The following is a 15133-nucleotide window of genomic DNA, read 5'->3' on the forward strand; positions in this document are numbered from 1 at the left end:
TTAATTTTGGCCAGCGCATTCATTTAGCGCTGCGCCTGCCGTCAGTCGCTCAGTCCTTCCTGATTAATCATCCCCCTGTAGCGTGGCAACAATGCGCCTGTCACCGCCGTGGATGCGGTGCTCGCCCAGCCAGATGCCCTGCCAGGTCCCCAGCAGCAGGCGGCCACGGCTGACCGGCAGCATCAGCGAAGTGCCCAACAGTGAAGATTTAATATGCGCAGGCATATCATCCGCCCCTTCATAATCATGCTGATACGGCGCGTTTTCCGGCACCGTGCGCAGAAAATGCTGCTCCATATCGCCGCGTACCGTGGGATCACAGTTTTCATTCAATGTCAGTGAAGCAGAAGTATGTTGCAGCAGCAGGTGCAGAAGGCCAGTCTGAACGTCAGCCAGGCGCCGCAGCTCACCAAGAATTTCGTCGGTCACCAAATGAAAACCGCGCGGTTTTGCGCTAAGGGTAAGGGTTTGCTGATACCACATTGTGCTGCTCCTGAACGTAATCGTTTCTTTCAGTGTGCAGCAAGTGGCGAAAAGGTAAACCTGAAAAGATAAAATGAGGTCAATGCTGGCCGGGTCACCCCGGCCAGAGGCCATTACATTACGGCAGCGAACGCCTCCGCCACTTGATAAACATTGTTGCGGTTAAGCCCCGCCATGCATACTCGGCCACTTGCAATCAGATAAATGGCAAACTCCTCACGCAGACGATCGACCTGCGTCGGACTAAGCCCGGTGTAACTGAACATACCGCGCTGCTTCAGCAGGTACTCAAAGTTTTTCCCCGGCACGGCCTGGCTTAGCGCATCCACCAGCACGTGCCGCATATCCAGAATACGCGCACGCATTCCCTCTACTTCGGCCAGCCAGCTGGCTTTCAGTTCGGGATTATTCAGCACGCAGGACACCACCTGCGCCCCAAAGTTTGGCGGGCTGGAGTAGTTACGGCGCACGGTTGCTTTCAGCTGCCCCAGCACGCGCGCGGCTTCGTCGTCGTCATGACATACCACGGACAGAGCGCCAACGCGCTCACCATAGAGCGAGAAAATTTTAGAAAATGAGTTGCTGACCAGCGCAGGCAGACCCGCCGTGGCGATTGCCCGGATGGCGTAAGCATCCTCCTCCATACCGGCACCAAAGCCCTGGTAGGCGATGTCGAGGAATGGGATCAGCTCGCGGGCTTTCAATACTGCCGTCACTTCGTCCCACTGGGCGTTAGTCAGATCGGCTCCGGTCGGGTTATGGCAGCACGGATGCAGCAGCACGATACTTTGCCGCGGCAGGCCGTTCAGTTTTTCCAGCAGCGCATCAAACTTTACGCCCTGGGTACTGGCGTCATACCACGGGTAGGTGTTTACGGTGAAACCGGCACCGGCGAAGATCGCCACGTGGTTTTCCCAGGTCGGGTCGCTAACCCACACCTGGGAATGGGGAAAGTAGCTTTTAAGGAAGTCAGCGCCCACTTTCAGCGCCCCGGAGCCGCCCAGCGTCTGAATAGTGGTGATATGCCCGGCTTTCAGCTGTGGGTGCTCTGCACCAAACAACAACGGCGCTACCGCACTGCGGTAAGACGGCAGGCCTTCCATCGGCAGATAGAGCGAGGCGCCAGGCGGCTGTGCGTTAATCAGCGCTTCAGCAGCGGCTACGGCCTGCATTTGGGGGATCGCACCATGTTGGTCGTAATACAGTCCGATGCTCAGATTGACCTTGTGCGTACGGCTGTCCTGCTTAAAAGTCTCCATCAGGGAGAGGATGGGATCGCCAGCATAGGCATCAACATTTTGAAACACGGTGCAAGTCTCCATTGAATAATTTAGTGATATAGACGAAACCAGCACGACATCGTGCTTTAACCTGCCGGGCTAGACGAAGTAGCGTCCGGGCCTGTGGTTCATGGCAATAATCAGGTTGAGCACCACGGCACCGGCAATAGACGCCGCCAGCATCTCATGCGATACGGCGAACAGGGATGCCAGCACCACACAGATATCCACCGCCATTTGCAGTTGACCGGCGCGAATACCGTAACGATCCTGAAGCCATAACGCCAGAATATTGATGCCACCAAGACTGGCCTGATGGCGGAATAACACTATAAACCCAATACCCATCATGACATTTCCGAAAAGTGTCGCATAAAAAGGATCCAGATCGGAAAAATGAATAAATAGCGGGTGCAGTTGAGTGAACAAGGATACCAGCGCCACGGCAGAGAACGTTTTCAGCGTGAAGGCCATGCCCATTCGCCCGATCGCCAGCCAGTAGAATGGAAGGTTGATCAGGAAAAAAGCGAGGCCGAATGGGATTTTGCCCAGATACCCCATCAGAAAAGCGATGCCTGCTGTGCCTCCAGTGAGCGCGCCAGCCTGTTTCAGCAACGTAATACCGAATGACACCAGTAGCGTGCCAAAAAAGATCGCCAGCACATCTTCAAGATGCGTATGGGGAATTTTTAGCGGTTGTAATGTGTTGTCCATAATGTTGATCCCCGGTTGGTTTATGTCGTTTCCCTCCATTTTGTAGCACAGAGGTCTTCGCTGATTTCTGGAAACTATTGAGTGTATTTCAATTGGATCAGCAAAAATCGCACCAAATCATCGGGGATCACGGCGACGTAAAGACGTGATAACAGTAACTCATTGAGTAAAAGGCACTTTATCGACTCATTTTGTGCGCGTTTTTAGCATTACTCCATCATGACACGCAGAAGAGCCTTACCCGATGCACAATTCCCGCATCGACGACCCCATCCAGCACAAAACGGGGGCGTACCCTGCACCCGTTCAGCGCAGCAGCGCCCCACTGACGGACATCAGCCCATTCTCTTTCAGACGGTTGAGCACGACCGAGGTTTTCACATGCGCAACGCTTTGATGTCCGGCGACCAGCTGGCTGATCAAAGCGCTCAGCCCAGCCAAATCAGCCACCGCCACTTTCAGCAAATAGTCGGCATCGCCCGTGGTTTTATAAGCGTCGACAATTGCCGGCTGCTCCGCCACCATGCGGTGAAAGCTGTCAACGTATTCCGCCGTGTGGTTGATCAGGCGAACTTCGATCAGCCCAATCATTCCCAGCCCTACCGCATCCGGCGACAGCCGCGCATGGTAGCCGAGGATCAGGCCAGCCTGTTCCAGGTTAATGCGACGGCGCGAACACTGCGAAGCGGACAGCCCGACGATATCGCTCAGTTCCTGATTGGTCAGGCGTCCATTTCCCTCAAGTAATGTCAGTAATTTAAGGTCGAAGTTATCAATCTGTGTCATCGTCAATTCACCCCGGTCGGAGAGTACCTGTTGATGAAAGATAAACGCTTTTTTTATCCGCTTGTCCAATACTGATTGCTGACTATCGGGCGCGGAGATACATGGCTTGCCCAGCGGGAGGGAGCATCGTAGCGGGTCGACCTGCCCTTTGCGGTCAACCCACATGCAGAGGTTTATTCGTCGTCGTACTGCGGGCCGGCGTAATTATCAAAACGCGAATGCTGGCCGTTGAATTTCAGGCGCACGGTGCCGATCGGGCCATTACGCTGCTTACCGAGGATGATCTCTGCCACCCCCTTCTGTTCACTGTTTTCTTCATAAACCTCGTCTCGGTAGATAAACATGATGAGGTCAGCATCCTGCTCAATGGAGCCGGACTCACGCAGATCCGAGTTAATTGGACGTTTATTGGCACGTTGTTCCAGCGAGCGGTTAAGCTGCGACAGCGCCACCACCGGCACCTGGAGTTCTTTCGCCAGCGCCTTGAGCGAGCGCGAGATCTCGGCAATTTCCAGCGTACGATTATCGGAAAGCGCCGGAACGCGCATCAGCTGCAGGTAGTCGATCATAATCAGACTAAGCCCACCGTGCTCGCGGAAAACACGGCGCGCACGCGAACGCACGTCGGTCGGCGTCAGGCCGGAAGAGTCATCAATAAACATGTTCTTCTTCTCCAGCAGGATACCCATGGTGCTGGAGATACGCGCCCAGTCCTCGTCGTCAAGCTGGCCGGTACGGATACGGGTCTGATCGACGCGCGACAGCGACGCCAGCATACGCATCATCAGCTGCTCGCCGGGCATCTCCAGGCTGAAGATCAGCACAGGTTTGTCCTGAAGCATCGCCGCATTTTCGCACAGGTTCATGGCGAAAGTGGTTTTACCCATCGACGGACGGGCGGCGACAATAATCAGGTCCGAACGCTGCAGACCGGCGGTTTTCTTATTCAGATCCTGATAGCCGGTATCCACTCCGGTAACGCCATCTTGTGGCGTCTGGTACAGCACCTCAATACGCGCGATAGTGGCTTCGAGGATCTGATCGACGCTTTTCGGCCCTTCATCTTTATTGGCACGGGTTTCGGCAATCTGGAATACGCGAGTTTCCGCCAGATCGAGCAGATCTTCGCTGCTGCGCCCCTGCGGATCGTAGCCGGCATCGGCGATCTCGTTTGCCACGGCGATCATCTCACGCACGACCGCACGTTCACGCACGATATCCGCATAAGCACCGATGTTGGCCGCACTTGGCGTATTTTTTGACAGCTCGGCCAGGTAAGCGAAACCGCCAACCTGGCTCAGTTCACCTTTGGTTTCCATCGATTCGGACAGGGTGATCAGATCGATCGGTTTACTCTGTTCCAGCAGGCGCTGCATTTCCGCGAAGATCATCCGGTGCGGGCGGCTGAAGAAGTCCTTCGCCACTACGCGCTCCGAGACGTTATCCCAGCGTTCGTTATCCAGCATTAAACCGCCCAACACCGACTGCTCTGCTTCCAGCGAATGCGGAGGCAGCTTGAGACCTTCCATCTGACGGTCACGCGGCTCGCGGTTTTCGTAGGATTTGTTGGTGGGTTTATTTCCTGCCATAGTGATGTGATACCAAAAATCTTGTGGGGGGACGCGCAAGTATACCCGTTTGCAGGGCTGGCGTCCTCCTTCGCATTGCGGCGTAATCTCAGGAGTGAAGATGGCAAAACGTATTCAAATCAGCCAGCACGGCGCACCCGAAGTGATGCAGCTGGTGAATTTCGACCCTGTCGATCCGGCCCCTGGTGAAGTGCAGGTCGGGAATAAAGCGATTGGCATCAACTATATCGATACCTACGTGCGCAGCGGGCTGTACCCGGCGGCGCTGCCTGCCGGACTGGGAACGGAAGCGGCTGGTGTGGTGCTGCGGGTTGGCGCGGGCGTTAGCGCGGTAAAGCCCGGTGACCGCGTGGTGTACGCACAGTCACCGCTTGGGGCTTACGCCGAGGTGCATAACGTGCCGGTGGATAAGCTGGCATTGCTGCCGGATGCCATCTCATTCGAACAGGCGGCCGCCTCTTTCCTCAAGGGGCTGACGGTGCACTATTTGCTGCGTCAGACCTATGTCGTGAAGCCGGATGAGATATTCCTGTTTCACGCCGCTGCCGGTGGCGTTGGCCTGATCGCCTGCCAGTGGGCAAAGGCGCTCGGCGCGCATCTGATTGGCACGGTGGGCTCGGTGGAAAAAGCCCGCCAGGCTGAAAACGCAGGGGCCTGGGCCACCATCAACTACCGCGAAGAGAATATTGCCGAGCGCGTCAGTGCGCTGACCCAGGGCAAAAAGCTGCGCGTCGTGTACGACTCGGTAGGAAAAGACACCTGGGAAGCCTCGCTTGACTGTCTGCAACGGCGCGGGTTGATGGTCAGCTTCGGCAACTCGTCCGGCCCGGTGACCGGCGTCAACCTCGGCATACTGAATCAGAAAGGATCGCTGTACGTCACCCGCCCGTCGTTGAACGGCTATATCACCACGCGTGAGGCGCTGACGCAGGCCAGCAATGAACTGTTCTCGCTGATAGCCAGTGGAGCAATTAAGGTCGACGTCCCCGCTGCGCAGAAGTTTGCGCTGGCGGAAGCGCAGCGGGCACACCAGATGCTGGAAGGCCGCGGCACCCAGGGTTCCAGTCTGCTGATCCCATAAGCCAGAAAACATCAGGGCCTCCGTTCGGAAGCCCTGATGTTTTTTTCTTTTTTTACACTGATTGTAGGGACAGTGGCTATGAATACGTTTTGATTCAGCGAAAACATCCTGCCAGAATTTAGAAGTAAACAAAATGTTCTGGGAACGAAATCGCGCCAGCAATTTGTCATGATGTGATCAGGGCCGCATAACGCCAAAGAAAATGCGAGCAACGCCTTGATATCATCAATATAACCCTTTTTTACCTTGCGTATGCGGCTTGCAAAAAGTGCGATAAAGCCAGACGGCCGCTACCGCCATCGCAAGCCATGGCAACAATTTAATAACAATCGCAAAGAAACCGCCGATAAACATCACCAGCGTGGCCACCAGCAGCGCCGCAATAATGCCCAGCAGCGAAATGCCGGTCATCAACAGCATGATAAAGAAGCCAACGACAAATAAGATCTCTGACATAACCCTACGCTCCATAAAAAGACTCTGTAAGAGTTATTACAAGAAGCGTGCCAGTTATGTGGGATTTTAACGTGTTGATTAATAAGGGAAGGGATCACCAGATATGCCATAAACCTGGTGAGTTTCATTACTATATGGTCAGCTTTTGACGATATCAGCCTTCGGCAGTCACTTTATCCGCCACCAGAGACAGGGCCTTTTCCACGACCTCAACCCCCGCACCGGCTTTATGAGCGTTTTCACTGAGATAGCGACGCCACTGGCGCGCACCGGGAACCCCCTGGAACAGGCCGAGCATATGTCGGGTAACATGACCAAGATACGTCCCCTTAGCCAGTTCACGCTCAATGTAAGGATACATCGAGCGCACCACCGCCACCGGATCGGTATCTGGTAGCGTACAGCCAAACAGTTCGCGATCGACCTGTGCCAGCAGGCCCGGATTTTGGTAGGCCTCACGCCCCATCATCACGCCGTCCAGATGCTGTAAGTGGACCTTTGCTTCCTCCAGGGTCTTCACGCCACCATTAAGGGACAGGGTCAGATGCGGGAAATCGCGCTTCAGCTGGTACACGCGCGGGTAGTCCAGCGGCGGTATCTCACGGTTCTCTTTCGGGCTGAGACCGGAAAGCCAGGCTTTTCGGGCGTGGATAATAAACATCTCACAGCCGCCCTGCTCCGACACCGTGCGGATAAAGTCACAGAGAAACGCGTAGCTGTCCTGGTCATCAATACCAATGCGGGTTTTCACCGTCACCGGTAACGACGTCACATCGCGCATCGCTTTTATGCCATCCGCCACCAGCCGTGCTTCACCCATCAGACAAGCGCCGAAGCGGCCGTTCTGGACGCGGTCTGACGGGCAGCCAACGTTGAGGTTGATTTCCTGATAGCCACGCTGCTCCGCCAGTTTGGCACACTGCGCCAACGCAGCCGGATCGCTGCCACCCAGCTGGAGAGCAACGGGCTGTTCTTCGCGACTAAATGCCAGATAATCACCTTTGCCGTGAATAATGGCCCCGGTGGTCACCATTTCGGTATAAAGCAACGTTTGCCGCGTTAACTGACGATGGAAGTAGCGACAGTGGCGGTCGGTCCAGTCGAGCATCGGGGCAATGGAGAAGCGGTATGCGGGTAATTTTTCGGTTATCAAATGCGCTAACTCTGTAATCAGAAGAGGTATGACGATATTGCGCTCAATGATAACACGGCGGGAAGCGCGGATATAGCGCCGGAAGGAGCTTCCCCCTCCCGGTCACAACGCTCGTTAGAAAGTGAAGTTCAGCTGGGCGACCGCTCCCCAGGTCTTGTCTTTTCCTACCATTCCTGCCAGGTCAAGATGCACTTTCTTATACGGTGAAATCCCGACGCCGCCGGTAAACACGTTGGTGTCATTTGACTTCATATCAGCGCGGTAACCGCCGCGTAGCTGTAACCATTCCAGCAGGCGGTACTCGGCACCAATACCGGCATACTGGCTGTCCTGCTGGATTTTGAAACGTTTAGTGGGCGTCAAGTCAATATCCAGAGCGGTAGTTAGACGTTCAGTATGGAAGGAAACACCGGAGGTCACCAGTGGACGGATCTGGTAAGTATCCCGATAGCCGTTGACCTCTTTGGTATCAAGGTTGTGCGCAATCAGGTTCTGTCCACTCAGGCCCAACGTCCAGTTGTCACCCAGATCGGTCGCTGCGCCAAGATCGAGGTTAAAATCGGTATGGGTGTTTTTATATTTGTCGTTGGTCAGATCCGATCTTTTATAGCTATAAACCGAAGCGCTGTAATTGTACAACGTGGTTTTTTGTAGCTTCGGCGTCACGCCAAATGAAAACGGATGGCCGCCAATATCGAACTCATGTGCCATCGCGATACCAAAATCATAAACGATTGCGGCGCGCCCCAGCCCGGTGGAAGTCAGCTTATCCTGGAAAGAGGGAAATGCCGTCGCGTTGGCAATGCCCTGTAGCAGGTCGATATCGTGCTGGCTAATATTGCTGGTGCCATAGGCGGTGCCATAGGCTTTAGTCACAAAGGCAAACGGCAGCCTGTCGTTGGGAACCGTAACCGCGAGCGCAGCACCGGCCTGGCCCCAGGCCTTATCGCCACGGATATCACGCAGCCGGTTAGCGAGGTCGCCGCTGGCGGCGCGCAGACGAGGAATATCTGCAAAGGTGAAGTTATCCAGCATGCTTTTGTAACGATCGACGGTATCCGCAATGTCGTCGACCTTATCAACCAGTTTGTCTTTATCACTTATCTGCGCGCCAACCGCAGGCAGAATAATACTGATTTCGTCCTGCGGTTGTGATTTGGTCATGAGCGCCGGGTTAGCCAACACCGCAGAACCATAGGTAGAAGAAGCCACGCCAGTTCCACCCATTGCATCATTGCGGGCATCATAATAGTGACCGGCCGCCATCGCGCCCGGCGAAACAAATAAGAGAGCAGGTAACACTACTGGTGGTGAAAACCAAAATAATTTATTGAATTTGTTGATCATCTTATCTTAACCCACTTTAGAAATGAAAACGCGTATGCCAAATATGCACAAGGCTTTTAAGCCGTGATAATGGACATAAAGGCGACAATTCATTGCTGTGAATTAAGTGAATATGAGTGGGCTGATTAGTTCATTGTTCTTTTTAATAATCTGCTATAAAGCTTACCGTTAAGCTCCAGGTAACCTTTTTAGTGCCAATCATTTCCAGACCCTGTGTCAAGAAATATCAAGATAATCAGGGTATGTAAATACGTTTTGGCATATTAAATCAATGACACAACTTAAAATAGCACTAAGAAAAATCACATAACATCATTAAATTCAGTTGATTAAACCGCGATCTGCCGGAAAACATTTTCGGGTTGACCGTATTGCAAAACGGATCAGTTTGGCCCTGATGAATAGCAAACTCGGCGTTTTATGACAGGTGTGATAAAATAACATCCTGATTCTGGCCTGATGAGGAACTAGAAATATGACCAGCGCTGAAAAAATTCTGACGCAGGCGGAAATTATTTGTCAACAACGCAGCGTGCGCCTGACGCCCCAGCGTCTCGAGGTTCTGCGTCTGATGAGCCAACATAACGGGGCGATCAGCGCTTACGATTTGCTGGATTTATTGCGCGTTTCCGAGCCTCAGGCGAAGCCTCCCACCGTCTATCGCGCCCTGGACTTCCTGCTGGAGCAGGGCTTTATACATCGCGTAGAGTCGACCAACAGTTACGTGGTCTGCCATCACTTCGAGCAGCCTTCCCATACGTCGGCGATGCTAATATGCGATCGTTGTGGTCAGGTCACGGAACAACCTGCAGAGGGGGTGGAAGATATTCTGAAATCGCTGGCCCTCAAATCAGGTTTTACCCTGGGCCACAGCGTGATTGAAGCGCATGGTTTTTGCCGGCCGTGCGAAGAAATTGAAACCTGCACGCATCAGGGTGCCTGCCATCACGATCACAGCGTGCAGACGAAAAAACGCGGACGATAGGCGAAGTCTGACAGACTAAGACGCGAGCTGGAGGCACTCTCCTTGTGCCGCAATCGGGAGCTTTTTGCGCGTTAACAGCCGCTGGTTACCAGCGGTGGTCGTGACCGGATTCCCAGTCGCTTAGCTCTTTCTCGGCCCGATCCTTTTCATAGCCATAACGTTCCTGAATCTTGCCCACTAGCTGATCGCGCTTACCTTCAACGACCGTCAGGTCGTCATCGGTCAGTTTGCCCCATTGCTCTTTAACTTTACCTTTAAACTGCTTCCAGTTACCGCCGGCTTCGTGTTTATTCATAAAATGTATCCTCTACTCGGGGTTAAACAGCTTGTTAACTTCATCTTTCGGCTTTTAGGTAGATAATTATCTGGGAAAAAACCTGACACAGAGATAATTGTAGTAGAGGAATAGCGTTGCGATAGTAAACATACTCGGCGGCGGGGAAAGTAGCGGGAAAAAGAAATGAAAATCAATAAAATAGACAGAATTCAGCTTAAGTAATGAAATGTGTCAATAGGACTAACCGGCTTCCGTTACATCACTACGTCACCGGCCTTGTCATAGCATCATAACGGCAGCTGGGATGGATATGTTGAGCAGGGCCTTGCCGCAACGCGAAATCTATTGGGCCCGTTTTGCGTATTCAGTGAGCACGCGCTGCGGGCGCAACGCGCATTATTCGTTCGTATCGATATTTACAGCCAGTTGCCGTTACGGATAACGCCGACTGCAAGCCCCTCAATGGTCAGGGTCTGCTGACGCAGGTCGACGACGATTGGCTGAAAATCAGGATTTTCCGGCAGTAACTCTACCATATTGCCATTCTTTTTTAGTCGCTTAACCGTGACTTCATCATCAATACGCGCGACGACAACCTGACCGTTACGCACATCTTCTGTTTTGTGCACCGCCAGCAGGTCTCCATCCATAATACCGATGTTTTTCATTGACATACCGCTAACGCGCAGCAGAAAATCCGCGCCGGGCTTAAACAAACCGGGATCGACCTGGTAGTGTCCTTCGATATGTTGTTCTGCAAGCAGCGGCTCACCTGCCGCTACGCGGCCGATTAACGGAAGCCCACTCTCGTCTTCCATCATCAGGCGAATGCCGCGTGATGCACCGGACACAATCTCAATCACGCCTTTACGCGCCAGCGCCTTAAGGTGCTCTTCAGCCGCATTCGGGGAACGGAAACCGAGCTGCGCGGCAATCTCTGCCCGTGTTGGGGGCATACCGGTTTGATTAATGTGGTCGCGAATCAGGTCATAAACCTGCTGCTGCCTTGCCGTTAGTGCTTTCATCCCGCCCCCTGGTTGTTTATACAGTCGACTGTGAGTATATACAGGTATTTCTATATTGAAAACCTAAAGTTGGACGAAATTCAGGTTGTTGTAATTTATGAGTCCCTCATCACGAATGGGGCACCAGCAGCATGATCCAGACAAATACCGCCAGCAGAATGCTCAACAACACGGCGGCAGAACCCATATCTTTTGCCCGTCCAGCAAGGGGATGAATTTCGCTGCCAATACGGTCAACAACCGCTTCGATGGCGCTGTTCAGAATTTCGACGATGATAACCATCACTACAGTACCAATCAGCAGTACGCGAGTCACCGCGTCAACATCAAGCAAAGCGGCAATAAAAATGGCGATCGTCACCGCTACGGTTTCCTGACGAAAGGCCGCTTCATGTCGCCATGCGGCGCGCAAACCTTTCCACGAATATCCAGCGGCCTTGATAATTCGCGTCAATCCGGTGGCATTATTTGCCATAATGGCGAAGTCCCTTAAAAAGTTTAATGTCAATGGCGGGGTGTAGCGGGTTTCGTAACATCACAGATTCCGCAGATGCTTTCTGGTATGCTTGCATCGCTTTGCTAACAAGAGGCTTCATATTATCTATGTCAGGTTGGCGTAATTTATATTATAACTTATTGAATTTACCGGTTAAATTACTGGTAAAAAGTAAAGCAATTCCGGCAGAACCGGTTGCTGAACTTGGGCTTGATACGTCGCGCCCTATTATGTATGTACTGCCTTATGATTCAAAGGCCGATCTTCTTGCGCTGCGCGAGCAGTGCCGCAAACAGGACCTGCCCGATCCGCTGGAACCGCTGGAGATCGACGGCAATCTGTTGCCACGTCACGTCTTTATCCATGATGGCCCACGCGTGTTTCCCTATTTTGTTCCGAATCTGGAGTCGGTTAAGCTGTTCCATGACTACCTGGATCTGCACCGCAACAATCCGGATCTTGATGTCCAGATGGTGCCGGTCTCGGTCATGTTTGGACGTGCTCCAGGCCGCGAAGTTCAGGGCGACGAGCAGCCGCATCTGCGCGTGCTGAACGGCATCCAAAAATTCTTTGCCGTGCTGTGGTTAGGTCGTGACAGCTTCGTGCGTTTTTCACCAATGGTGTCGCTACGCCACATGGCAACAGAACACGGCACCGACAAAACTATTGCCCAGAAGCTGGCTCGCGTGGCGCGCATGCACTTTGCCCGTCAGCGCCTGGCGGCGGTCGGGCCGCGTCTGCCGGTACGTCAGGATCTGTTCAATAAGCTGTTACAGTCGAAGGCCATCGCGAAAGCGGTAGAGGACGAGGCGCGCAGCAAGAAAATTTCCCACGAAAAAGCGCAGCAGAATGCGATTGAGCTGATGGAGGAAGTCGCTGCCGATTTCTCTTACGAAGCGATTCGCCTGACCGATCGCATCATGGGTTGGACCTGGAGCAAACTCTACCAGGGGATCAACGTTAACGGCGGTGAGCGCGTGCGTCAGCTGGCACAGGACGGTCACGAAATTGTTTACGTGCCCTGTCACCGCAGTCACATGGATTACCTGCTGCTCTCTTACGTGCTCTATCATCAGGGCCTGGTACCGCCGCATATTGCCGCCGGGATTAACCTGAACTTTTGGCCTGCCGGGCCGATCTTCCGTCGCCTCGGCGCGTTCTTTATTCGCCGCACTTTTAAGGGTAACAAACTCTATTCGACGGTGTTCCGGGAATATCTCGGCGAGCTGTTCACCCGTGGTTATTCTGTTGAATACTTTGTTGAAGGTGGGCGTTCACGTACCGGCCGCCTGCTGGAGCCGAAAACCGGCACCCTGTCGATGACCATTCAGGCGATGCTGCGCGGCGGCAATCGCCCTATCACCCTGGTGCCGATCTATATCGGTTACGAGCACGTGATGGAGGTCGGAACCTACGCCAAAGAGCTGCGCGGAGCGACCAAAGAAAAAGAAGGCTTTATGTCGATGGTACGCGGGCTACGTAAGCTGCGTAACCTCGGCCAGGGGTATGTTAACTTTGGAGAACCGCTCCCGCTGGTCAACTACCTTAACCAGCAGGTGCCGGAGTGGCGTGAGGCCATCGACCCGATCGAATCCCAACGTCCGGCATGGCTAACCCCGGCGGTTAACGATATTGCACAGCAGGTGATGGTGCGCATTAATAACGCCGGGGCGGCAAATGCCATGAACCTGTGTGTTACCGCGCTGCTGGCCTCACGCCAGCGCTCCATGACGCGCGAAAAGCTTATCGAGCAGCTTGACTGCTACGTACAGCTGCTGCGCAACGTACCTTACTCATCCGACGCTACGGTGCCAGACATGACGCCAGAGGCGCTGCTGGAACACGCGCTCGGCATGAATAAGTTTGAGCTGGAGCAGGACAGCATCGGTGAGATCGTTATCCTGCCGCGCGAGCAGGCGGTGCTGATGACCTATTACCGCAATAATATTCACCATATGCTGGTGATGCCATCGCTGATCGCCGCCATTCTGACGCAGCACCGCGAGGTGAGCCGTAGCGAACTGCTGCGCCAGGTCAGCGTGATTTATCCTATGCTCAAGAGCGAGCTGTTCCTGCGCTGGGAGGAGCACGAGCTGCCTGACTTGCTGGACGCGCTGGTTGCCGAGATGGCTCGCCAGGGGCTATTGATAGCGGAAGAGAAGAGCCTGCACCTGAGCGCCGGACGTTTCCACACTCTGCAACTGCTGGCCGCAGGCGTGCGGGAGACCCTACAGCGGTACGCCATTACCTTCTCGATCCTCACTGCCAACCCAACGATTAACCGTGGCACGCTAGAGAAAGAGAGCCGAACCATGGCCCAGCGCCTGTCGGTGCTGCACGGCATTAACGCCCCTGAGTTTTTCGACAAAGCGGTATTTACCTCTCTGGCGCTGACCCTGCGTGATGAAGGCTATATCAGCGATTCTGACGATGCGCAGGTTGAGCGTACCGGCCAGGTTTATCAGCTGCTGGCCGATCTGGTGACCCAGGATGTGAGAATGACTATCGAGAGTGCCGTCGGGCACGAGTGATGGAATACGACGGTCGGGTCGGGCAGACGGTCCGACCCGATATATCAGAGCCGATGGTTTTCCATCGGCTTTTTTTTCACCAGATACCCAGCGCCACGCCAATAAACAGCACCAGACCTACCCAGTTGTTATTAAGAAATGCCTTAAAGCACAGCTCGCGCTGACGCTGGGCTATCAGCTTCTGCTGATAAATAAACAACGCCCCCGCCGCCAGGATCGTGACGTAAAAAATGCCGTTCAGCGCCAGCTGCCGACCAACCCAAGCCAGCAGGATCATTGTCGCCAGCTGCAGCAGGCCAATAATCAGCTTGTCATAACGCCCAAACAGGATCGCCGTCGATTTCACGCCGATTTTCAGATCGTCGTCGCGGTCAACCATCGCATATTGCGTGTCGTAAGCCACCGTCCAACATATGTTTGCCAGGAACAGCAGCCAGCAGGTTAGCGGCACGCTTTCACTGACCGCCGCCCATGCCATCGGGATCGCCCAGCCAAACGCCGCGCCAAGCACCACCTGAGGCAGATGGGTGTAGCGCTTCATAAACGGATACATCCAGGCCAGGCCCAGCCCGCCCAGCGACAGCCAGAGGGTCATGCTGTTCATCGTCAGAACCAGCATAAAAGAGATGAGTACCAGACCGGCAAACAGCAGCTTCGCCTCGCGTGTTGACACCGCGCCGCTCGGCAACGGTCGCGCGCGGGTGCGCTTAACATGGCCGTCGATTTTGCGGTCGGCGAAATCATTCACCACACAGCCCGCCGCGCGCATAAAGAACACGCCCAGCACGAAGACCAGCAGCACCTTAAGCGGTGGAACCTGCATCCCAGCCAGCCACAGCGCCCACAGCGTGGGCCATAGCAGCAGCAGTGAACCAATCGGTTTATCAATACGCATCAGACGGCAGTAAGCCGAGAGTTTGCTCATTTGCT

Annotated in this window: 15 protein-coding genes; 3 read left to right on the plus strand and 12 right to left on the minus strand. The window is 54.1% G+C overall.

The window, feature by feature from the left end; translation table 11 throughout:
• Positions 1-63 precede the first annotated feature (63 nt).
• From ETA_RS16650 to dnaB, 5 genes are all read right to left on the minus strand, one after another.
• Positions 64-483 carry a secondary thiamine-phosphate synthase enzyme YjbQ gene (locus tag ETA_RS16650; protein ID WP_012442786.1) on the minus strand — a complete coding sequence of 140 codons (420 nt, stop codon included), beginning with the start codon at positions 481-483 and terminating at the stop codon, positions 64-66.
• Between the two features lie 113 nt (positions 484-596).
• Positions 597-1790 carry an amino acid aminotransferase gene (locus ETA_RS16655; protein ID WP_012442787.1) on the minus strand — a complete coding sequence of 398 codons (1194 nt, stop codon included), beginning with the start codon at positions 1788-1790 and terminating at the stop codon, positions 597-599.
• A 72-nt stretch (positions 1791-1862) separates the two neighbouring features.
• Positions 1863-2477: a YitT family protein gene (locus ETA_RS16660; protein ID WP_042959181.1), complete on the minus strand. Its 615-nt coding sequence runs from the start codon at positions 2475-2477 to the stop codon at positions 1863-1865.
• Positions 2478-2783: 306 nt separating this feature from the next.
• A complete protein-coding gene (locus tag ETA_RS16665; protein WP_012442789.1) occupies positions 2784-3263 on the minus strand; it encodes an Lrp/AsnC family transcriptional regulator in 480 nt (159 codons plus the stop codon).
• 173 nt (positions 3264-3436) lie between these two features.
• The gene (dnaB, locus tag ETA_RS16670; protein ID WP_012442790.1) at positions 3437-4852 is read right to left on the minus strand and encodes a replicative DNA helicase; all 1416 of its coding nucleotides are present in this window, start codon (positions 4850-4852) and stop codon (positions 3437-3439) included.
• A gap of 100 nt (positions 4853-4952) precedes the next feature.
• Here dnaB and ETA_RS16675 point away from each other — a divergent pair, with 100 nt between their 5' ends.
• The gene (locus ETA_RS16675) at positions 4953-5933 is read left to right on the plus strand and encodes a quinone oxidoreductase (protein ID WP_012442791.1); all 981 of its coding nucleotides are present in this window, start codon (positions 4953-4955) and stop codon (positions 5931-5933) included.
• A gap of 225 nt (positions 5934-6158) precedes the next feature.
• On the opposite strand, the gene pspG is transcribed toward ETA_RS16675, so the two are convergent.
• From pspG to ETA_RS16690, 3 genes are all read right to left on the minus strand, one after another.
• Positions 6159-6389 carry an envelope stress response protein PspG gene (pspG, locus tag ETA_RS16680; protein WP_042959182.1) on the minus strand — a complete coding sequence of 77 codons (231 nt, stop codon included), beginning with the start codon at positions 6387-6389 and terminating at the stop codon, positions 6159-6161.
• A 154-nt stretch (positions 6390-6543) separates the two neighbouring features.
• Entirely contained in the window at positions 6544-7539 is a 996-nt protein-coding gene (gene dusA, locus ETA_RS16685; protein ID WP_042959377.1) for a tRNA dihydrouridine(20/20a) synthase DusA, read from the minus strand.
• A gap of 117 nt (positions 7540-7656) precedes the next feature.
• The gene (locus tag ETA_RS16690) at positions 7657-8889 is read right to left on the minus strand and encodes a conjugal transfer protein TraF (protein WP_012442794.1); all 1233 of its coding nucleotides are present in this window, start codon (positions 8887-8889) and stop codon (positions 7657-7659) included.
• A 475-nt stretch (positions 8890-9364) separates the two neighbouring features.
• Between ETA_RS16690 and zur the strand changes: the two genes are divergently transcribed.
• Positions 9365-9874, plus strand: coding sequence for a zinc uptake transcriptional repressor Zur (zur, locus tag ETA_RS16695; RefSeq protein ID WP_042959183.1), 510 nt, complete (start codon positions 9365-9367; stop codon positions 9872-9874).
• A gap of 85 nt (positions 9875-9959) precedes the next feature.
• Here the strand turns inward: zur and ETA_RS16700 are convergent, their stop codons facing one another.
• The 3 genes from ETA_RS16700 to ETA_RS16710 form a co-directional block, all read right to left on the minus strand.
• Positions 9960-10169: a CsbD family protein gene (locus ETA_RS16700; RefSeq protein WP_012442796.1), complete on the minus strand. Its 210-nt coding sequence runs from the start codon at positions 10167-10169 to the stop codon at positions 9960-9962.
• 398 nt (positions 10170-10567) lie between these two features.
• On the minus strand, positions 10568-11176 hold the full coding sequence (gene lexA / locus ETA_RS16705; protein ID WP_012442797.1) for a transcriptional repressor LexA: 609 nt from the start codon (positions 11174-11176) through the stop codon (positions 10568-10570).
• Between the two features lie 109 nt (positions 11177-11285).
• The gene (locus tag ETA_RS16710; RefSeq protein ID WP_012442798.1) at positions 11286-11651 is read right to left on the minus strand and encodes a diacylglycerol kinase; all 366 of its coding nucleotides are present in this window, start codon (positions 11649-11651) and stop codon (positions 11286-11288) included.
• 128 nt (positions 11652-11779) lie between these two features.
• Here ETA_RS16710 and plsB point away from each other — a divergent pair, with 128 nt between their 5' ends.
• The gene (gene plsB, locus ETA_RS16715) at positions 11780-14203 is read left to right on the plus strand and encodes a glycerol-3-phosphate 1-O-acyltransferase PlsB (protein ID WP_012442799.1); all 2424 of its coding nucleotides are present in this window, start codon (positions 11780-11782) and stop codon (positions 14201-14203) included.
• A gap of 76 nt (positions 14204-14279) precedes the next feature.
• On the opposite strand, the gene ubiA is transcribed toward plsB, so the two are convergent.
• Positions 14280-15128 carry a 4-hydroxybenzoate octaprenyltransferase gene (ubiA, locus tag ETA_RS16720; RefSeq protein WP_012442800.1) on the minus strand — a complete coding sequence of 283 codons (849 nt, stop codon included), beginning with the start codon at positions 15126-15128 and terminating at the stop codon, positions 14280-14282.
• Positions 15129-15133 lie beyond the last annotated feature (5 nt).

The sequence above is a fragment of the Erwinia tasmaniensis Et1/99 genome, assembly GCF_000026185.1.
Classification (GTDB): Bacteria; Pseudomonadota; Gammaproteobacteria; order Enterobacterales; family Enterobacteriaceae; genus Erwinia; species Erwinia tasmaniensis.

Bases quoted from the DNA above. Each gene is read 5' to 3' on its own strand.
- lexA (WP_012442797.1), bottom strand. From the start codon at position 11,176: ATGAAAGCACTAACGGCAAGGCAGCAGCAGGTTTATGACCTGATTCGC.
- ETA_RS16675 (WP_012442791.1), top strand. From the start codon at position 4,953: ATGGCAAAACGTATTCAAATCAGCCAGCACGGCGCACCCGAAGTGATG.
- ETA_RS16650 (WP_012442786.1), bottom strand. From the start codon at position 483: ATGTGGTATCAGCAAACCCTTACCCTTAGCGCAAAACCGCGCGGTTTT.
- ETA_RS16690 (WP_012442794.1), bottom strand. From the start codon at position 8,889: ATGATCAACAAATTCAATAAATTATTTTGGTTTTCACCACCAGTAGTG.
- ETA_RS16660 (WP_042959181.1), bottom strand. From the start codon at position 2,477: ATGGACAACACATTACAACCGCTAAAAATTCCCCATACGCATCTTGAA.
- zur (WP_042959183.1), top strand. From the start codon at position 9,365: ATGACCAGCGCTGAAAAAATTCTGACGCAGGCGGAAATTATTTGTCAA.
- dnaB (WP_012442790.1), bottom strand. From the start codon at position 4,852: ATGGCAGGAAATAAACCCACCAACAAATCCTACGAAAACCGCGAGCCG.
- ETA_RS16700 (WP_012442796.1), bottom strand. From the start codon at position 10,169: ATGAATAAACACGAAGCCGGCGGTAACTGGAAGCAGTTTAAAGGTAAA.
- ubiA (WP_012442800.1), bottom strand. From the start codon at position 15,128: ATGAGCAAACTCTCGGCTTACTGCCGTCTGATGCGTATTGATAAACCG.
- plsB (WP_012442799.1), top strand. From the start codon at position 11,780: ATGTCAGGTTGGCGTAATTTATATTATAACTTATTGAATTTACCGGTT.
- ETA_RS16710 (WP_012442798.1), bottom strand. From the start codon at position 11,651: ATGGCAAATAATGCCACCGGATTGACGCGAATTATCAAGGCCGCTGGA.
- ETA_RS16665 (WP_012442789.1), bottom strand. From the start codon at position 3,263: ATGACACAGATTGATAACTTCGACCTTAAATTACTGACATTACTTGAG.
- pspG (WP_042959182.1), bottom strand. From the start codon at position 6,389: ATGTCAGAGATCTTATTTGTCGTTGGCTTCTTTATCATGCTGTTGATG.